Below are 18,717 nucleotides of genomic sequence, written 5' to 3'. Positions count from 1 at the left end.
AAATTAGATGCGTTTATTTGGAATGTCTAGGGATTTAGGTATAGATCTTGGAACAGCTAACACTCTTGTATATGTAAAGGGAAAGGGAATACAGCTCCGCGAACCATCAGTAGTTGCTATAAATACTAATACTAAAAAGGTTTTAGCTGTAGGAGATGAAGCAAAGCAAATGATAGGAAGAACTCCAGGGAATATTGTAGCCATAAGGCCAATGAAAGATGGAGTTATTGCAGATTTTGATGTAACACAAGCGATGATTAAGAAATTTATTGAAAAAGTAAGCCCTAAAAGTGCTTTTACAAGTCCAAGAATAGTAATATGTTATCCATCAGGAGTAACACAGGTGGAAAAAAGATCTATTGAAGAAGCTGCAAAGTCTGCAGGAGCAAGAGAAGTACATCTTTTAGAAGAACCAATGGCTTCAGCAATTGGAGCAGGGCTTCCTGTAAATGAGCCAACAGGAAGCATGATTGTAGACATTGGAGGAGGAACTACAGAAGTTGCTATTATATCCTTAGGAGGAATAGTTACAAGTAAATCCTTAAGAGTGGCTGGAGATGAACTTGATCAATCTATAATAGATTACGTAAAGAAACAATATAACCTTATGGTAGGTGAAAGAACAGCAGAAAATATAAAAATAGAGTTAGGTTCTGCTTATGTATTAGAAGAAGAAATTTCAATGCAAATAAGAGGTCGTGATTTAATCACAGGACTTCCAAAAGTTATTGATATTACAAGCACTGAAGTTAGAGAAGCCTTAAGAGAGCCTATAGCAGCTATTGTTGATGCTATAAAAAGTACGTTAGAAAAAACGCCACCAGAACTTGCAGCAGATATAATGGATAAGGGTATAATGCTTGCAGGTGGAGGAGCAATGTTAAGAGGACTTGACAAGCTTATATATGATGAGACACACATGCCTGTTCATACAGCTGAACTTCCTATTGATTGCGTTGCTCTTGGAGCGGGAAAAGCATTAGATACTTTAGATAAGCTTTCAGCGAGCAAGAAAAGGTAAGTATGAGATTTTTCAAAAATAAACTGACAGTAACAATAATTGTTCTGTCAGTTACATTTTTAATATTAATTGGTTATAGTGCAAAAAGGGATAAGGTATCTTTTGCTGAGAGTAGTGTAGGTGGAGCTTTAAATACTGTACAAGGAGGCTTGTACAATTCAGGCAGTGGTGTGAAGGATTTTTTAGGATTTATTTTAAATTTTAATGTAATAAGAGAAGAGAATAATAATCTTAAAGCTAGGAATAATGAGCTAGAAAGTAAGGCGTTAGAGTATGATGCTTTAAAAAATGAAAATGAAAGATTAAGAGAAATGCTTAACTTTAAAAATCAAAACTCCCAATACAATTATATAGGAAGTGACATAATTGGTAAAAGTGGAGGAAGTTTTTTAGATGAGTTTACTATTAATAAAGGAAAAAATGACGGAATAGAGAGACAGATGGTAGTAGTTACCTCCCAAGGATTAGTAGGTCAAGTTACATCTGTAGGCAATAGTTGGGCTATTGTACAAACTCTTTCTAATGAAAATATTGCAGTTAGTGGAATTGTTCAAAGCACTAGAGAAAGTGTAGGAATTATAAAAGGGTATAGGGATAGTGATAATACACAGTTAGCAAAAATATATTATTTACCTTTGGATTCGAAGATAAAGGAAAATGATGTGATACTTACATCAGGACTTGGCGGACTATATCCTAAAGGTATAAGAATTGGTTATGTTATAGGTGTAGAAGAAGATAAAGGAAAAGTAATGAAAAATGCAATTATTAAGCCCTATATAAATTTAAATAAGTTAGAGGAAGTTTTTGTAGTAGTTCCCAAAAATAAAATAGACAAAACATATTAAGGTGATAAAAATGAAAAAAATTTTAACTTTGGCAGGCTTGACTATTATTATGCTAATTTTAGATAATTCGGTGGTGCCCTTTTTTTCTATAAAGGGGTTTTCGCCTAGTTTGTTATTTACATTTATAATTAGTTATTCTATAGTAAACGGATACTCAGAAGGACTTTGGCTGGGGGTATTTGCAGGATTGTTTCAAGATATTTATTTTGCAAATATTCTTGGAGTAAATGCTTTAACTAATATGATATGTGCTGTGATATCAGGCTTTATAGGAGTAAGTATTTTTAAAGAAAAAACTCTTATACCTGTACTATCAAATTTTGTTATAAGTATATTTAAAGGGATTTTGGTTTTTGTAATTCTATATGTAGTAGGAGTAGGAATGAGTTTTAGATTTGTGTTTTTTAACAGCTTATATAATTTATTTTTATCTATACCCGTATATAGATTAACTTATAAGTTATGTAGTATAGATTATATGAGACGAAATTGGAAATTTTAAAGGAATGGTGAGCTATGAAAGAAAAAAAGAAAAAACTTAATAGATATACCGCTTTTTTTGTAGTAATGGCTGTAATTTATTCTATCATTGGAAGTAAACTTATTAGCCTACAAGTAATTAAAACAGAGGAATACAAAGAAAGAGCAAATACTAGAGCAATTACAGAAGTGCCAGATCCAGCTCCTCGTGGAAATATTGTAGATAGAAATAATATAGTGCTTGGAACTAGCCGTCAAAGTTATATGCTTGTATACAATGAAACAGATGAAAGTAAAAAGTACTTTTTTGAGACCATGGATAAGGTATTTAAACTTCTTGATGATAATAAAGAGCAACAACAAGATGAATTTGAATTAAAAGTGAATCCTTTTAGGTTTGAATTTAAAACTGATGATGTAAATGCTAGAAGAACTTTAGAAGTAAGATTTAAAAGAGATAGAGGATTGAATGAACAAGTACAAAAAGAACTATTTCCAGGTAAAAAGGAAAAGTTAACTAAAGAAGAAGAAAAACAAATAGATGAAGAATTACTAAAGATATCTCCCGAAGAAACCTTTAACTATTTGATAAAACAATATGATATAACTCCCAAAAGTGATTTCAAAAATCTTTTAGCTCAATACAAAATATCACCAAATGAAGCTGTAAGTGAGATTGTTAAAAGATTTAATATAAAAGATGCTACAAGTTTAAACATTAAACTAGATGAGTATAAAAACAATACTAAAAATTCAAAAGCCATTTTGGACGGATTAATAGAACAATATGATATAGAAAAGCTTCAATATAGTTTAGAAAAACAGCGAAAATATATGATTATAAAAGATACAATTAAAATGCAGAGTTTTTCTGGATATAAACCTGTAACTATAGGAAGTAATATAAAAAAGGAAACAGCTTTTATATTTTTAGAAAGATTAAATGATCTTCCAGGTATAGATGTGAGTACACAGCCACTAAGAACTTATCCTTACGGAGAACTTGGTTCAGCATTTTTAGGATATATATCAAAAATTAGTGGAAATACAGAAAAATACAGCGAAAAGGGATACGATGTAAGCAGTGATTATGTAGGAACTGCAGGTCTTGAGTATGTATATGAGGATAGACTTAAGGGTTCTAAAGGCGGAAGAATAGTTAAACTTAATAAGCAAGGTAGAATAATAGAAGAACTAGGAAGAAGGGAACCATATCCTGGAGAAACTCTTAAGCTTACTATTGATAAAAATGTACAATTAGCAGCAGAAAAATCATTAGATAAAGTAATGGCAGATCTAAGAGCAAATCCAATAAGTTATGATGGAGCTAATTCAAGTAATGCAACTAGAGGAGCTGCTGTAGCTATTGATGTAAATACAGGTGGAGTATTGGCACTCGCAAGTAGGCCAGGATATGACCCAAATATATTTTCTACTCCAGGAAAACTTACTACAGAATTATATAATAAGTTTTTTAACCCTGATTTAGAGGCGTTTGCAAAAGATTATATAAGTAGTAGAGGACTTCCTGTAACTGTAGATGAAATATTCCCACCAGTAGATAGCTCAAGTAAGGGAAGCAAAGTCTTAAGAAAAGACCCATATGATATTTATCCAAAGCCTTTTTATAATTATGCTACTTCATCACTTACTGCACCAGGATCTACTTTTAAACCATTGACTGCTATAGCAGGTATGGAAGAGGGTGTATTGTCATCTAATGAGACAATATATGATGCATTAATTTACACAAAGCACGGGTATAATGGTAGGAGTTGGAACACATCTACTAAAGGTAATATAAATGTAGTTGAAGCACTAGCATACTCTAATAACTATTTCTTTTATGAGGTAGGAGATAGACTTTATCAAAGAGGTCTTGATACCTTAGCAAAATATGCATGGAAGTTTGGACTCGGAGTAGACCCAAATTCAAAAGAAGATCCATCTACAGGTATTGAAATACCAGAGAACTACGGACAAGTATTTAATGTGCAATCTGTGAAGAATACATCTTCCATATATCATTTATGGAATTTGTATGAAGATTTAAGAAAAATCAAGAAAAATAAAAGCACAGGTGAATATGAAGGAATAGACATTGAAATAAAAAAGGGAGACAGTGATGAGCTAAAGAAAATTAAAGAAAAGATACAAAATACTATAAGACAGCAAATGAGATATAGAGACGTCAAAGAATTTTCTAAAACTATGATGGAGTTATTTAAAGAACTTATAGCAACGGATGAAAAGTTAAATAAAAAGGGCCTCACAGATAGTGATATTAATACTGCAATAAGTAAAATTAATCAATCTGTAAATTCAGTAATTGAAGAAGCAACTAGACCAGGTAATGTATATAATGCATCTATAGGGCAGGGGACGAACCAATTTACTCCTCTTCAATTGGCAAATTATATATCTATGATTGCCAATGGAGGTAAAAGGTATAAGCTTCATTTAGTAGATTCATTTTTAGATTCAAATAATCAAGTAATTCAAAAGGTAGAACCAGAAGTTATAGATGAAATAAAATTAAAGCCTGAAACTATGCAGACAGTAAAAGAGGGAATGCTTGCGGTTACTTCTTATGATGAGGGAACTGGATCTACAGTGCTTAAGAATTTTCCTATTCAAACTGCTGGTAAAACAGGATCTGCTACATTTAATGAGCAGATACAGGATAAGATAGGAAGAACTTCATCTGGAGTATATGTTGGATTTGCTCCATATGATAATCCTCAAATTGCAATATGTGTATTAATATTTGATGGAGGACACGGAGCCGCATCGGCTGAAGTTGCAAAAGCTATGTATGAAGGATATTTTAGGGAAGAGTTAGCTAAGATGAATTACACACCAGAGTTTAAATTTGACTAATTAATAATAGGGCATGTACATGATAATGTATGTGCCCTGCATGATTTGCATGATTTATAGAAATCTATGAGTTCGTTATAAATCAGTACATCTCAGCTAAACTGAGATGTTTCTATTAAAAAATTTAGGATTTATTATAATGTTAGAAGGAATTGAGAAGTATTTGTTGAAATATAAACATAAGCCCAGTTTTGGAGGTTGCTATGATAGATGACAGCATAATTATTAAGGGAAATAGAGAAGGCTTAAATGCAGTTATTAATATGAATAAGTTCAAAGACGTTGACGAAATGCTGGACTCTCTCATTGAAAAGTTGTCTAGAGGAAAGGTGTTTTATAGGGGGGCTACCCTAAAAGTTACTACACAACTAAAACACATTAATGAAAGAGAATTAAGGAAACTTAAAGACATTCTTTTCGATGAGTTCTTAATAAAAGATTGTATATTTGAAAATTCTGAGGAAACAATAACTAAAGTATTTTCAGGTGTGAACGAAGGTAGAACTAAGTTCGTAAAAAGAACTGTAAGAAGTGGACAAGTTGTAAATTACCCAGGAAATTTAGTTATAATAGGTGATGTGAATTCAGGAGCAGAAATTTATGCTTCTGGTAATGTAATAGTTCTTGGCGCATTAAGAGGCTATGTTCATGCAGGATATGAAGGTAATTCAAAAGCAATTGTAGCAGCGTTTTATCTTCAGCCTCAAATACTACAAATTGGCGATGTAGCTACCAGGGCACCTGAAGATAATAGTAAGCCTCAATATCCTGAAGTAGCAAAAGTAAGAGAAAATAGTATAATAGTAGAGCCTTACTTGCCAAACAAATTTATCTAATGGAGGGAAATATATGGGAGACGCTATTGTAATAACATCTGGTAAGGGTGGAGTAGGAAAAACTACTACTACTGCCAATATTGGAACAGCCCTTGCAGCAATGGGTAAAAAAGTAGTTGTTGTTGATGGAGATACTGGACTTAGAAATTTAGATGTTTTAATGGGATTAGAAAATAGAATTGTGTTTACGTTGATGGATGTTATTGAAGGTAACTGTAAATTAAAGCAAGCACTTATAAAAGATAAAAGATTTCCACACCTTTTCTTATTGCCTACTGCTCAAACAAGAGATAAAGATGATATTTCTAAAGAAAACATGTTAGATTTAGTGGAGACATTAAAGAAGGAATTTGACTATGTACTGCTAGATTGCCCAGCTGGAATAGAGCAAGGGTTTGAAAATGCTATAGCAGGTGCAGATAGAGCACTAATAGTTGTAAATCCTGAAGTTACATCTATTAGAGATGCTGATAGAGTTATAGGAAAGTTGGAAGCTAAGGGAATAGAAGACCATCAGCTTATAGTAAATAGAATAAATGCTGAAATGGTTAAGAATGGGGATATGTTAGACGTAAACGATATACTAGATAGTTTAGCAATAAAACTTATAGGAATAGTTCCAGACGATAGAAATATTACTGTGTCTACAAACAAAGGTGAGCCAATAGTTCTTACCGAAGGTACAATATCAGGACAGGCTTTTAAAAATATTGCTTGCAGGGTTTTGGGAGAAAATGTTCCGTTTTTATCTTTAGAGACAGAAAATAAAGGATTTCTACAATCCTTAAAAAAACTATTTGGAATGAAATAGGGGGGGATATAAATGGATTTTCTTAATTTTTTTACTCCTAAATCACCATCCAAGAATGTAGCAAAAGAAAGACTTAAATTAATACTTATACATGATAGGGCAGACTTTTCTCCAGAATTACTAGAAAGTATAAGAGAAGATATTATGCAGGTAATTTCAAAGTATGTTGAAATAGATAGGGAAGATATGGAAATTAAAATGACATCCAGTGATGAAGAGCAGAGCTCTTCTCCAGCACTAGTTGCAAGTATTCCTATAAAGAGCCTGAGAAGAAGATAATAAGGATTTAATTTAAAGCTATGTATAATTTATACATAGCTTTTTTCGATGTATATTGTTATAATTTTATAAGTAACATACCAAGTGAATGGGGGGAGAAATGTGCTAGAAAAATTAAAAATAAATAAGAAATTATTGAGAGAATTAGATTTTAGCATAATTTTAATAGTAGCGATTATAGGATTATTTGGAGCTTTAAATATATATAGTGCAACCAATACAAGGGCAGGGATAGCTGTATTTAAGTCTCAGCTTGTGTGGCTTACCATGGGATTTGGTGTTATGTATTTTATATTGGTATTTGATTATTCTTTAATACAAGGATATGCAAATATAATATATTGGTTAGGAGTTATACTTCTTTTTCTAAATGATACTATATTTAAGTCTACAGTAAATGGAGCAGGATCATGGATGAAAATAGGTTCCGTAACAATAGGACAGCCTTCGGAACTTGCAAAGTTAGGGCTTATAATAATGCTTGCTAAAGAATTAGATAGTATGGAGTGTAACATAAATAATCTTAGAAACTTCTTTAAGTTATTAGGATATGCTGCTATTCCAATGATACTTATAATAATACAACCAGATATGGGTATGACTATGGTGTGCTTTTTTATAGTTCTAGGAATATTTTTTGCTGCAGGGCTTGATTCGAAAATTATAGGCGGCGGAATAGCATCAGTTGCAGTTTTAATTGCTATAGTATGGAATTCACCTATTATGCATGAATATTGGAAAGTGCGACTTACTTCCTTTTTAAATCCAGAAAAAGATGAGCTAGGATCAGGTCTTCAACTTATACAATCTCAAATAGGAATAGGGTCTGGTGGAATGCTAGGTAAAGGATTTTTAAAAGGAACCCAAATAGAGGGCGGATTTATACCGGAGTCTCATACGGATTTTATATTTTCAGTAGTAGGAGAAGAATGGGGACTTATAGGAGCTATATTTTTATTATTAATGTATGGAATACTTATATACAAGTTTATAAATATAGCTAAGACTTCAAAGGATGTGTTTGGGTCAATGGTTACTATTGGAGTGGTTTCTACATTTTTATTTTCAATAATGCAAAACATAGGTATGACTATAGGAGTTATGCCTATTACAGGAATCACACTACCTCTTATGAGTTATGGAGGAAGTTCCATGCTCACGGCATTTATGTCTATTGGATTAGTAATAAATATTGGAATGAGAAGGAAAAAAATTAACTTCTAAATATTTGGAGGGATTTAAATGAATATAGCTTTTATAGCGCATGATAAGAAAAAAGATGACATGGTAGATTTTGTAAAAAGATACAGAGAAGTATTTGAGGGCCATAACTTGTTTGCAACTGGAACTACGGGTAAAAGAATAAATGAGGAATTAGGTCTTGATGTAAAAAGACTTTTATCAGGTCCTATAGGTGGAGATCAGCAAATAGGAGCAATGGTAGCCGAAGGCAGAATGGATTTTGTAATGTTTTTAAGAGATCCTCTTACATCTCAACCTCATGAACCAGATGTAAATGCATTACTTAGAATATGCGATGTACACCATGTGCCTCTAGCTACAAACTTAGCATCAGCAGAAGTTTTTGTTAAGGCGCTAAAGGCTTATATGTAGGAAACTGAGACGTCTTTAATGTTGAACATATAGTATGAGATTTGCATTGTGGAAAGCATTCAATGAGCTTTCTTAGATGCAAATTCTATACGGTAGGTTCAACGTTTTTTTATGTAATAACTTTACCTTCTTATAAATATATATATATCAGAGATTTTTACAAGTGGTGTAAAAATTAGTGATACTGAAGGAGGAGAAAGTATGGGAAACTATAATAATCAGTATGAGGATTATTATAAAACCTTAAGAAAAAGTTTTAATACAGGCTATACAAGCTCACAAAGGAAAAGTTCAAGTGGAGTAGGAGAGTATTTGCTAAAAAGGCTTCCTAGAGATTTAATTGGAGCCTTAAGCATTATATTTGTTATTATGTTTTGCAAATTAGTTGTAACTCCTCAAACTCAGGCAGTTTATAATTATTCTAAGAATTTAGTAAATGAAAACTATGATTATAAAAGTGCCTTTGCTCAAGTGAAAAGTTTAAATGTAGTAACAATAGAAGATAAGGTTACAAATTTGATGGAGACGCTCAAAAGTAAGATTAGTGGTGAAAAAACTTTAAAAGATAAGGTAAAAGAGAATTTTACACTTCCTGTTCAGGGACAAATAACATCTCCTTATGGGTATAGAATTGATCCTATAGACAAGAAAAGAGCTTTTCACGAGGGGATAGATATAGAGGTAAAGGAAGGAACGGAAGTAAAATGCTCCTATGATGGTACGGTTAAGGATTCTGGACAAGATGAGAAATTGGGTAATTATATACTAATAGATCATGGTGATGGCATAGAAACTAAATATGGTCATTTGAAAGAAATAAAGGTTAAAAAGGGAGATGTGGTAAAAGCCGGTAGTATAATTGCTTTAAGTGGGAATACAGGAAAATCTACTGCACCACATTTACACTTTGAATTTTTATATATGGGTGAAAATAAAGATCCCAAGGAATTTATAGCAATTTAAGAAATGGAGAATATAAGTTTGATAAAGGTCAGTAAATATTTTTTTCCTTATATAATAGTACTTATATTAATAGGGTATAGGGAGAAGATACTTATATCTTTTCTAATAGTTTTTTTGCATGAACTAGTACATTATAAAACTGCTAAAATACTTGGATTTAATGGCTTTGATATACAAATAATGCCTGTGGGTACTGCACTCGAATTAATAGATATAGATGAAGCATCACCAAAAGAAGATTTAATAATTTCTTTGTCTGCTCCATTTATGAATTTAATTTGTGCAGTACTTTTTTATATGCTGTATCATAAATATAAATTTAACATTTTAAATGAGCTGTACCAGTGTAATTTAACTATAGGTTTTATAAATATGCTTCCTGCATTTCCATTGGATGGTGGAAGGGCATTAAGGAATATTATAAATATAAAGTTTATATATAAAAAAGCAAATAATATAACTATTTACACAAGCATTATAGTAGGGGTTTTACTTATGATATACTATCTTTTTTTGTTTTTGGGTGGAACACTCAATATAAGTATAGGAGTCATAAGTATATTTATAATATCTTCGGCCTTGAAGGAAAGGGAAAGGATATGTTATGTTATTATGAAAGATATAATAAAAAAGAAGATTAAATTTTTAAAAAGAGGGTATATAGAAAATAGAGGAATATCTGTACATTGTAAAAAAGATTTACTTTTTATATTAAGCTTGGTTGAAAAAAATAAATACAATATGTTTTTTATATTGAATGATGACATGAAGCTTATAAAAACCATATATGAAGAAGAAACAATTGAAGCTTTAAAAATTTATGGAAATATAAGCATAGAAGAGTATATAAACATAAAGGAATAATTAATAAAATAAATTTCAATTTACAACTAGATGTGCTAGAATATAAAATTGAGTACGTAAGAGGAGGTAATTAAATGAACTTTATTTCAGACGATATTTTATTTAAAGTAGAAAAACCAGCTAGATATATAGGCGAGGAGCTAAATTCATATAAAAAGGACAAAAGTAAGGTAGATATAAGATATGCATTTTGTTTCCCAGATGTTTATGAGGTTGGAATGTCTCATTTAGGTACAAAGATATTATATTACTTATTAAATGAAAGAGAAGATACCTTTTGTGAAAGAGTTTTTGCACCATGGCCAGATATGGAAGAACAATTAAGGAAAAATAATATACCACTATACGCACTGGAAAGCAAAGATTCACTAAAGAATTTTGATATTTTAGGTTTTACGCTGCAATATGAAATGAGTTACACTAATATATTAAATATGTTAGATATGGCAGGAATCCCTGTTAGGGCTTCACAAAGAGGAGAAGATGATCCAATTGTAATGTTTGGAGGACCTTGCGCATATAATCCTGAGCCTCTTTATGACATAGCAGATTGCTTTGTGCTAGGAGAAGGTGAGGAAATTACCAATGAATTATTAGATGTATATAAGGAATTTAAGGGAAAGTCAAAGAAGGAATATTTGAAGGCAATATCAAAGATTCAAGGTATATACGTTCCGTCATTATATGAAGTATCTTACAACGAAGATGGAACTATACAGGAATTTAAGCCTACAGAAGAAGGCGTGCCTAAAACAGTTAAAAAAAGAATAATAAAAAATCTAGATGATGTAGCTTATCCGGATAAATTAATAGTTCCTTATGCTGAGATAGTACATGACAGAATTACACTTGAAACTTTTAGAGGGTGTACACGTGGATGTAGATTTTGTCAAGCGGGCATGATTTATAGACCATTAAGAGAAAAGAAAACAGATACACTAATGGAACTTGCTGAGAAGCTTATAAGAAATACAGGTTATGAAGAAATTTCACTTACTTCATTAAGTATCTGCGATTATTCAGATATCGGAAATTTAATTAATTCGATAATGGAAAAGTATAAGAATGAGAAGATAGGAGTATCACTTCCATCTATTAGAATAGATTCTTTTTTTGTAGAACTTATAAATGAAATTCAAAAGGTTAGAAAAACAGGACTTACCTTTGCTCCGGAAGCTGGAAGTCAGAGAATGAGAGATGTTATAAATAAGGGAGTTACAGAAGAAGATTTAATAAGGTCTGTAAGCAGCGCCTTTAATTCAGGATGGTCTACAATAAAGCTTTACTTTATGTTAGGGCTTCCATATGAAACTCTTGAAGATGCTAAGGGTATAGCAGATCTTACTGAAAAGGTTGTAGACGAATATTATAAGATTCCTAAAGATAAGAGAAAAAAGGGGTTAAAAGTTACAGCAAGTGCTGCTATTTTTGTTCCAAAGCCTTTTACTCCGTTCCAATGGGTAGCTCAAGCATCACAGGAAGAAGTTATGGAAAAAGTTTATGCAGTTAAGGATAATATTAAGAGCAGAGCTATAAGTTTTAACTATCACGCCTCTAAAGTTAGCTTTTTAGAAGCTATTTTTGCAAGAGGGGACAGAAAGCTTTGTGATGTATTAGTAGAAGCCTTTGAAAATGGTGCTAAGTTTGATGGATGGTCAGAGCATTTTAAATATGATATTTGGATGAATGCTCTTGAAAAATGTAATGTATCTGGGGATTTTTATGCTTATAGAAATAGAAGTTATGATGAAATATTACCTTGGGACTTTATTGATATAGGAGTTAATAAAAAGTTCTTGATAGATGAAAATGAAAGAGCAAAGAGAGCAGAAGTGCTTCCGGATTGTCGTCTTGGATGTACTAACTGTGGAGTAAATGTAAATCTTGAAGGGAAGTGTTTTGAAGGTGCGTTATTTAATAAAGTTCAGTAAGGAAAGCAATATAAAATTTATATCTCACTTAGATTTAATGAGAACTATACAAAAAATAATAAAAAGGGCAGCACTTCCGATAGAGTATTCAAAGGGATTTAATCCACATATGACTATTTCTATAGCTCAACCTTTATCTGTTGGAGTATATTCTTCAGGAGAATATATGGATGTAGTATTAAAAGAAGAACTAGATGAAAATGAGATAAAGGAAAGATTAAGTAGCAATGTTCCCTCAGGAGTAAAAATACTTGAGGTCGTAAAGGTTAAGAGCTTAAGCGATAAAAAGGTACCTCAATCTATGGCAGCTATTGAAGCAGCTAAGTATGAAGTAGCTATAAAGTATACTAACTCTTCTATTTTAGAAGAAGAATTAAAAAAGCTTCCAAGATTAAATGAATGGAATATTGTTAAAAAAAGTAAAAATGGAGAAAAGGAAGTAAATATAAAGCCTTTAATCAAAGAATTTAAATATAAATTAGAAGATAATATATTAAAATTACAAGTGTTATTAAGTGCAGGAAGTAGCGAGAATTTATCTGCTGATCTACTCGGAAAGTTTATAAAAGAAAATACTACAGGGGTTAATGAAGAAGCATTTGTTGATATTCAAAGAAAAGATATGTACGGACTTAAAAATAATAAATATATACCTCTAATTGAGTTACTTTCTAATTATTAAAGGGTGTGAGATAGTTTGAAGGAAATTTTTATTGAACGCAGTAATAAGTTATTAAGAATTGCTGTAAAGAAAAATAATAAGTTAAAAGAATGTTTTATTGAAGAAGAAAACATGGAGCCTTCCCCAGGAGAGATTTATAAGGGTGTCGTGAAGAATATCGTACCTGGGATAAAATGTGCATTCATAGATGTAGGATTTAAAGAAAACTGTTATATGTATATGGATAGAAAGTTTAAAAATACTAATCTTAAAAAGGGAGATGAGGTATTAGTACAGGTAGTAAAAGAGAAGGTAGGCAAAAAGGGACCTAAAGTTACTAGTGCTATATCCATTCCAGGCAGATTTTGTGTTTTAAATACCTTAGACAATGAAATGGTATTTTCTCAAAAAATTAACGATGAAGATGTAAAAAGTAATATAAGAAATAACATAATCAAGCCAGAAGATGTAGGGGTTTTAATAAGAACAAAGGCTTCAAATGTAGATATTAATATTATAAATGAAGAAATAAGAGAGCTCTATGCTACATATAAGAGTATAAAAGGTAAACTTGCCTTTTCAAGTAAGATGGGTATTGTGTATAAGACTGGTGGAGTATTTGGAAGAATAATAAGAGATAAGCTTGACTTAGAAACAACTAAAATATATATAAATAGTGAGGAAGATTATAAGGAAATATCTGATTACTTGATAAAAAACACTGATAATAATACTCACTTAGAATTCCATGATAATGAAAGAGAGTTATTTGATTACTATGGGATAGAAAAGGATATATTAAAGCTTAGAAATCATAAGGTTCAACTAAATTGTGGTGGATATATAATAATTGAAAAAACTGAAGCTATGTATGTAGTAGATGTTAATTCAGGAAAAAACATAGGAAATGCATCACTTAAGAAAACTGCATTCATTACCAATCTTCAAGCGGCAGAGGAAATTGCTCATCAAATAAGACTTAGAAATTTAAGTGGGATTATACTTATAGACTTTATTGATATGGAAGATAGAGAAAATAAAGATAAAGTATATGAAAAACTTTTAAAGGGATTTGAAGATGACAAAAGCAAAACTGTAGTATATCCTTTTACAGAATTAAACCTAGTGCAAATTGCTAGAAGAAGAATGGGAAAGTCTATATATGAATATATAGAAGAGGAGTGTTCTTCATGTCATGGTAAAGGGATGAGATTAAAACTTTCCTATATAGAACTTTTAATAAAAAATGAAATAGAAAAAATAGCTAATCACAAAGAAATAAAAAATATATACATCGAAGTAAATGAAATATATAAAAATGATATAAAAAATGATATGTTAGAATTTATAAAAAGCATAGATGCATTAGATAAATGTATATATTTAAATTATATTTCTGGAGAAGAATTTTTTAGTGTAGAGCCATTGTTATTTATCAATCAAATGGAAAACTTAAAATTATACAAGGTATATGGATAAATAACTTTACAAGCACCATTATTTATGATAAAATGGCTTTTGTAGACCGCTCAGAAAAGGTGAAAACTAGCAGAAATTTCTGTGTACCTTAATTGGCGAGACTGGTTTGAGGAGGTGTTTTGAATGTACGCAGTTATAGTTACTGGAGGAAAGCAATACAAAGTTGCTGAAGGAGACGTAATATACGTTGAAAAGCTAAATGCAGAAGCAGAAGCTAATGTAGAAATTACAGAAGTTCTTGCTGTAAGCAAAGAAAATGGTGAATTTGTTATTGGAAAGCCTGTAGTTGAAGGAGCAAAAGTTACTGCTAAGGTTGTAAAGCAGGGCAAAGCTAAGAAAATACTTGTTTTCAAGTATAAGAGAAAGAAAGACTACAGAAAGAGACAAGGACATAGACAGCCATACACAATGTTACAGATAGAAAAAATTAATGCTTAATTATGATTAGCGTTATTTTTCAAAGAAAAGAAGAAAAAATAGTTTCTTTTAACATAAGTGGGCATGCAGAGTCTGTAGACGAAGGATACGACCTTGTTTGCTGTGCAGTTTCAGCTATTTCTATTACGATTGCTAATGGAATTACTGAAATATTGAACATAGATGCTCCTACTAAAGTCAAGGATGGTTTTCTAAGTTTATGCTTAGAAGGTATTTCTAAAGCTAAAGTGGAAGAGTGTCAGGTGCTGTTAGAGACTATGGTTTTAGGATTAAAAAATGTAGAATATAGCTACGGTGATTATATAAATATCATAGTAGAGGAGGTGTAACTCATGATACTAATGAACCTTCAGTTATTTGCTCATAAAAAAGGGGTAGGTAGCTCAAGAAATGGTAGAGATAGTGAATCTAAAAGACTTGGAGTAAAGTCTGCTGATGGACAGTTCGTTTTAGCTGGAAACATATTAGTTAGACAAAGAGGTACTAAGATACATCCAGGTAACAACGTAGGTAGAGGATCAGATGATACTTTATTTGCTAAAATAGATGGTATAGTTAAGTTTGAAAGATTAGGAAGAGACAAGAAGAAAGCTTCTGTTTACCCAGTAGATGTAGAAGAAGTTGTTGTAGCTGAATAATTTAAAGCACCCTTAATATTTTAGGGGTGCTTTTTTTAAGTGAATTAATATTTTTAATATTATAAGCATTAGCAAAGCAGAATATTTGGATAGAATTTTATCAAATTGCTAATAATTATATTATTAATGATATAATTATAATTAGTTTTACATAGGAGAGATGAATAGATGTTTATAGATAAAACCAAAATTTTTGTAAAATCTGGAGACGGCGGAAATGGAGCTGTTTCTTTTAGACGTGAAAAGTATATTCCTTTGGGAGGACCAGATGGAGGAGATGGAGGAGATGGGGGAGACGTAATTTTAGTAGCTGACCCTAATATGACCACTCTTTTAGATTTTACATATAAAAGAAAGTATAAAGCTGAAGCAGGGCAAAGCGGATCAGGTTCTAAATGTTATGGAAAAGATGGAGAAGACTTATATATAAAAGTCCCAATGGGTACTGTTATAAAAGAAGCAGAAAGTGGCAAGGTGATGGCTGACTTGTCCCATGCAAATGATAAATTTGTAGTAGCTAAAGGTGGTAAAGGGGGTAAGGGTAATGTTAAATTTTGTACCCCTACTAGACAGGCGCCTAATTTTGCAGAGCCAGGTATGCCAGGAGAAGAATTTAATATAGTATTAGAGCTTAAGTTACTTGCAGATGTAGGGCTACTTGGATTTCCTAATGTAGGTAAGTCAACTATGCTTTCCATGGTTTCAAATGCTAGGCCTAAAATAGCTAATTATCATTTTACAACCTTAAGTCCAAATTTAGGAGTTGTAGGATTATCAGGTATAGAGCCTTTTGTTATAGCAGATATTCCAGGAATTATTGAAGGAGCTGCTGAAGGAGTAGGGCTTGGACTAGACTTCTTAAGACATATAGAAAGAACTAGACTTTTAATACATGTAGTAGATATTTCCGGAATAGAGGGAAGAGACCCTTATGAGGATTTTTTAAAGATAAATGAAGAATTAAAAAGATACAGTGTAAAGCTTTGGGATAGGCCACAAATAGTGGCTGCCAATAAGATAGATATATTACAAGACGAAAGTAAATTCGAAGAATTTAAAGAAAAGGTAGAAAAGCTTGGATATAAAAGTATATTTAAGATTTCAGCAGCTACAAGACAAGGTGTTGATGAGTTAATGAAGGAAGCAGCAAGAATACTTTCAACAATACCTGTAGTTGATCTTGAAATAAAAGAAACAGATAAATTTATACCTGAAGAAAAGAAATTTACTTATACTATAAGACAAGAAGAAGATACATTTATAGTAGAAGGAAGCTTTGTAGACAGATTGCTTGCTAGTGTAAATGTAAATGATCCAGATGGCCTTAGATATTTCCATACTGTACTTAAGAACAAGGGCATAATAGATGAATTAGTACAAATGGGAATTGAAGATGGTGATATTGTAAGATTAAATCATTTTGAATTTGAATTTATATTGTAATTTTAGTATTGGAGGGGTAAGTATGATTACTAGTAAACAAAGAAGTTATTTAAGATCTATTGCTCATGATATGCAGCCTATATTCCAGATTGGAAAAGGTGGTATAGAAGAGAGTATGTTAAAACAAATAGATGAAGCATTAGAAGCAAGAGAGATTATAAAGATAAAGGTATTAAATAATAGTGGTTTAGAGGCAAGAGAAGCATCAGATATAATATGTGAAGACTTAAATTGTGAAGGAATTCAGGCAATTGGAAGCAAAATAGTTTTATATAGAAGATCGGTTAAAAAACCAAAAATTGAATTGCCATAAGTAAGTTTAGGGGGGAGAAAAGTATGAAGAAAATAGCTATATTTGGAGGTACCTTTGATCCTATTCATAATGGTCACCTCCATATAGCCTATGAGGCTCTATATAAACTCAATCTAGATGAAATAATATTTGTGCCGGCTGGCATTCCCCCTCATAAAACTAAAAGAAAACTTGCAAGTTCAATTTCCAGATATGAAATGGTAAAAATGGCTACGAGAAACGAAAAAAGGTTTACTGTAAGTGATTATGAAATAAACAAAAAAGATATAAGTTATACTTTTGAAACTCTTAAATATTTTACAACTAAATATCCTGATGCATCTTGGTACTTTATTACAGGTGCTGATGGATTAATGGACATAGAAAACTGGAAGAATGTAAAAGAAATATTTAAGCTCTGTAATTTAGTGGTATTTAATAGACCAGGAAATAATAAATATGATATAATTTTTCAAAAGGGAAAATTAGAAGAAAAATATAAAGGAAATATAATTTTTTTAGATATACCTTTATTAGATATTTCGTCTACAAATATAAGAAAATTAATTTCAGAGGGAAGAAATATAAGTTATTTTGTCCCGGAAGGTGTATACAATACTATAAAAGAATTAAAGTTATATGATTAATTTTATGGGAGTGATAGGGATGTGGAGCGAAGAAAAAATGGAGCAGTACTTAAAAGAGAATTTAGACTCCAAAAGATATGCCCACAGTGTAAGTGTTAGGGATACAGCTGTAAAAATGGCAGAACAGTTTAATGAAGATATAAATAAAGCGAGAATAGCTGGACTTCTTCATGATTGTGCTAAAAATTTAAGAGGATATGAACTTATAAATACTGCTAAAAAATATGGATATAATGTATCAGAAATATATCAAAAGAGTCCTCAGCTTCTACATGGTCTTGTTGGGGCTATAATCTCAAAAGAAATTATGGGTGTAAAAGATAAAGAGATTTTTAATGCTATAGCATATCATACTACGGGAAGAAGAAATATGACTATGTTAGAAAAAATGATATATTTAGCAGATTACATAGAGCCTTTAAGAAAATACCCTGGGGTAAGTGAAATAAGAGAATTAACTTATAATGATATAAATAAAGCTGTGTTACGTTCTTTTGATAATACAATAAAATATGTAATAGATAGAGGGCAAATGATCCATCCAAATACCATAGAAGGAAGAAACTACTTAATTAAAATATTGGAGGATTAA

At 31.3% G+C, this 18,717-nt stretch carries 21 protein-coding genes; all 21 read left to right on the top strand.

All coding sequences use genetic code 11. The features are described from left to right. Window positions 1-7: 7 nt before the first annotated feature. The 21 genes from BSD9I1_RS13915 to yqeK all read left to right on the top strand — a co-directional run bounded on the left by BSD9I1_RS13915 (window position 8) and on the right by yqeK (window position 18,717). A complete protein-coding gene (locus BSD9I1_RS13915) occupies window positions 8-1,021 on the top strand; it encodes a rod shape-determining protein (RefSeq protein WP_035308344.1) in 1,014 nt (337 codons plus the stop codon). A 2-nt stretch (window positions 1,022-1,023) separates the two neighbouring features. Continuing rightward, complete coding sequence (gene mreC, locus BSD9I1_RS13910) at window positions 1,024-1,869, top strand: rod shape-determining protein MreC (RefSeq protein WP_035308347.1); 846 nt, start codon at window positions 1,024-1,026, stop codon at window positions 1,867-1,869. Window positions 1,870-1,879: 10 nt separating this feature from the next. Next, a complete protein-coding gene (gene mreD, locus BSD9I1_RS13905) occupies window positions 1,880-2,371 on the top strand; it encodes a rod shape-determining protein MreD (RefSeq protein WP_035308348.1) in 492 nt (163 codons plus the stop codon). A gap of 14 nt (window positions 2,372-2,385) precedes the next feature. Further along, window positions 2,386-5,229 carry a penicillin-binding transpeptidase domain-containing protein gene (locus BSD9I1_RS13900; RefSeq protein ID WP_186430846.1) on the top strand — a complete coding sequence of 948 codons (2,844 nt, stop codon included), beginning with the start codon at window positions 2,386-2,388 and terminating at the stop codon, window positions 5,227-5,229. Window positions 5,230-5,432: 203 nt separating this feature from the next. Further along, entirely contained in the window at window positions 5,433-6,065 is a 633-nt protein-coding gene (gene minC / locus BSD9I1_RS13895; protein ID WP_186430845.1) for a septum site-determining protein MinC, read from the top strand. Between the two features lie 13 nt (window positions 6,066-6,078). Further along, a complete protein-coding gene (minD, locus tag BSD9I1_RS13890) occupies window positions 6,079-6,876 on the top strand; it encodes a septum site-determining protein MinD (RefSeq protein WP_035308353.1) in 798 nt (265 codons plus the stop codon). A gap of 12 nt (window positions 6,877-6,888) precedes the next feature. Then, window positions 6,889-7,155, top strand: coding sequence for a cell division topological specificity factor MinE (gene minE, locus BSD9I1_RS13885; RefSeq protein ID WP_035308355.1), 267 nt, complete (start codon window positions 6,889-6,891; stop codon window positions 7,153-7,155). A 102-nt stretch (window positions 7,156-7,257) separates the two neighbouring features. Further along, window positions 7,258-8,379, top strand: coding sequence for a rod shape-determining protein RodA (gene rodA, locus BSD9I1_RS13880; RefSeq protein ID WP_186430844.1), 1,122 nt, complete (start codon window positions 7,258-7,260; stop codon window positions 8,377-8,379). A gap of 18 nt (window positions 8,380-8,397) precedes the next feature. Continuing rightward, window positions 8,398-8,769 (top strand): methylglyoxal synthase, encoded by a 372-nt coding sequence (locus BSD9I1_RS13875; RefSeq protein WP_035308359.1) that lies wholly within the window; start codon window positions 8,398-8,400, stop codon window positions 8,767-8,769. A 201-nt stretch (window positions 8,770-8,970) separates the two neighbouring features. Then, the gene (locus BSD9I1_RS13870; RefSeq protein ID WP_035308652.1) at window positions 8,971-9,732 is read left to right on the top strand and encodes a M23 family metallopeptidase; all 762 of its coding nucleotides are present in this window, start codon (window positions 8,971-8,973) and stop codon (window positions 9,730-9,732) included. Between the two features lie 18 nt (window positions 9,733-9,750). After that, the gene (locus BSD9I1_RS13865) at window positions 9,751-10,596 is read left to right on the top strand and encodes a M50 family metallopeptidase (RefSeq protein ID WP_186430843.1); all 846 of its coding nucleotides are present in this window, start codon (window positions 9,751-9,753) and stop codon (window positions 10,594-10,596) included. 74 nt (window positions 10,597-10,670) lie between these two features. Continuing rightward, complete coding sequence (locus BSD9I1_RS13860; RefSeq protein ID WP_186430842.1) at window positions 10,671-12,527, top strand: TIGR03960 family B12-binding radical SAM protein; 1,857 nt, start codon at window positions 10,671-10,673, stop codon at window positions 12,525-12,527. Beyond that, window positions 12,496-13,209: a TIGR03936 family radical SAM-associated protein gene (locus tag BSD9I1_RS13855; protein ID WP_186430841.1), complete on the top strand. Its 714-nt coding sequence runs from the start codon at window positions 12,496-12,498 to the stop codon at window positions 13,207-13,209. The genes BSD9I1_RS13860 and BSD9I1_RS13855 overlap by 32 nt, the downstream gene beginning before the upstream one ends. 15 nt (window positions 13,210-13,224) lie before the next feature. Then, window positions 13,225-14,667 carry an Rne/Rng family ribonuclease gene (locus BSD9I1_RS13850; RefSeq protein ID WP_186430840.1) on the top strand — a complete coding sequence of 481 codons (1,443 nt, stop codon included), beginning with the start codon at window positions 13,225-13,227 and terminating at the stop codon, window positions 14,665-14,667. 123 nt (window positions 14,668-14,790) lie between these two features. Beyond that, window positions 14,791-15,105 (top strand): 50S ribosomal protein L21, encoded by a 315-nt coding sequence (gene rplU, locus BSD9I1_RS13845; RefSeq protein ID WP_035308372.1) that lies wholly within the window; start codon window positions 14,791-14,793, stop codon window positions 15,103-15,105. A gap of 2 nt (window positions 15,106-15,107) precedes the next feature. Beyond that, entirely contained in the window at window positions 15,108-15,434 is a 327-nt protein-coding gene (locus BSD9I1_RS13840; protein WP_186430839.1) for a ribosomal-processing cysteine protease Prp, read from the top strand. Window positions 15,435-15,437: 3 nt separating this feature from the next. Continuing rightward, window positions 15,438-15,743, top strand: a complete 306-nt coding sequence (rpmA, locus tag BSD9I1_RS13835; RefSeq protein WP_035308377.1) for a 50S ribosomal protein L27 — start codon at window positions 15,438-15,440, stop codon at window positions 15,741-15,743. A gap of 168 nt (window positions 15,744-15,911) precedes the next feature. Further along, on the top strand, window positions 15,912-17,186 hold the full coding sequence (obgE, locus tag BSD9I1_RS13830; RefSeq protein WP_186430838.1) for a GTPase ObgE: 1,275 nt from the start codon (window positions 15,912-15,914) through the stop codon (window positions 17,184-17,186). A gap of 22 nt (window positions 17,187-17,208) precedes the next feature. Further along, window positions 17,209-17,499, top strand: coding sequence for a ribosome assembly RNA-binding protein YhbY (yhbY, locus tag BSD9I1_RS13825; protein WP_035308381.1), 291 nt, complete (start codon window positions 17,209-17,211; stop codon window positions 17,497-17,499). 23 nt (window positions 17,500-17,522) lie between these two features. Next, a complete protein-coding gene (gene nadD / locus BSD9I1_RS13820) occupies window positions 17,523-18,125 on the top strand; it encodes a nicotinate-nucleotide adenylyltransferase (protein WP_186430837.1) in 603 nt (200 codons plus the stop codon). Window positions 18,126-18,144: 19 nt separating this feature from the next. Further along, window positions 18,145-18,717 (top strand): bis(5'-nucleosyl)-tetraphosphatase (symmetrical) YqeK, encoded by a 573-nt coding sequence (gene yqeK / locus BSD9I1_RS13815; protein WP_035308655.1) that lies wholly within the window; start codon window positions 18,145-18,147, stop codon window positions 18,715-18,717.

This window comes from Clostridium sp. BSD9I1 (assembly GCF_900185645.1).
GTDB lineage: Bacteria > Bacillota > Clostridia > Clostridiales > Clostridiaceae > Clostridium_AK.
This window is presented reverse-complemented; position numbering and strand designations above follow the sequence as displayed.

What these genes read in the sequence shown, in the direction of transcription:
- BSD9I1_RS13870 (WP_035308652.1), top strand. Translation starts at nt 8,971, where the DNA reads ATGGGAAACTATAATAATCAGTATGAGGATTATTATAAAACCTTAAGA.
- mreC (WP_035308347.1), top strand. Translation starts at nt 1,024, where the DNA reads ATGAGATTTTTCAAAAATAAACTGACAGTAACAATAATTGTTCTGTCA.
- mreD (WP_035308348.1), top strand. Translation starts at nt 1,880, where the DNA reads ATGAAAAAAATTTTAACTTTGGCAGGCTTGACTATTATTATGCTAATT.
- minD (WP_035308353.1), top strand. Translation starts at nt 6,079, where the DNA reads ATGGGAGACGCTATTGTAATAACATCTGGTAAGGGTGGAGTAGGAAAA.
- BSD9I1_RS13840 (WP_186430839.1), top strand. Translation starts at nt 15,108, where the DNA reads ATGATTAGCGTTATTTTTCAAAGAAAAGAAGAAAAAATAGTTTCTTTT.
- BSD9I1_RS13900 (WP_186430846.1), top strand. Translation starts at nt 2,386, where the DNA reads ATGAAAGAAAAAAAGAAAAAACTTAATAGATATACCGCTTTTTTTGTA.
- BSD9I1_RS13915 (WP_035308344.1), top strand. Translation starts at nt 8, where the DNA reads ATGCGTTTATTTGGAATGTCTAGGGATTTAGGTATAGATCTTGGAACA.
- obgE (WP_186430838.1), top strand. Translation starts at nt 15,912, where the DNA reads ATGTTTATAGATAAAACCAAAATTTTTGTAAAATCTGGAGACGGCGGA.
- nadD (WP_186430837.1), top strand. Translation starts at nt 17,523, where the DNA reads ATGAAGAAAATAGCTATATTTGGAGGTACCTTTGATCCTATTCATAAT.
- yqeK (WP_035308655.1), top strand. Translation starts at nt 18,145, where the DNA reads ATGTGGAGCGAAGAAAAAATGGAGCAGTACTTAAAAGAGAATTTAGAC.
- BSD9I1_RS13875 (WP_035308359.1), top strand. Translation starts at nt 8,398, where the DNA reads ATGAATATAGCTTTTATAGCGCATGATAAGAAAAAAGATGACATGGTA.
- rplU (WP_035308372.1), top strand. Translation starts at nt 14,791, where the DNA reads ATGTACGCAGTTATAGTTACTGGAGGAAAGCAATACAAAGTTGCTGAA.
- yhbY (WP_035308381.1), top strand. Translation starts at nt 17,209, where the DNA reads ATGATTACTAGTAAACAAAGAAGTTATTTAAGATCTATTGCTCATGAT.
- minC (WP_186430845.1), top strand. Translation starts at nt 5,433, where the DNA reads ATGATAGATGACAGCATAATTATTAAGGGAAATAGAGAAGGCTTAAAT.
- minE (WP_035308355.1), top strand. Translation starts at nt 6,889, where the DNA reads ATGGATTTTCTTAATTTTTTTACTCCTAAATCACCATCCAAGAATGTA.
- rpmA (WP_035308377.1), top strand. Translation starts at nt 15,438, where the DNA reads ATGATACTAATGAACCTTCAGTTATTTGCTCATAAAAAAGGGGTAGGT.
- BSD9I1_RS13860 (WP_186430842.1), top strand. Translation starts at nt 10,671, where the DNA reads ATGAACTTTATTTCAGACGATATTTTATTTAAAGTAGAAAAACCAGCT.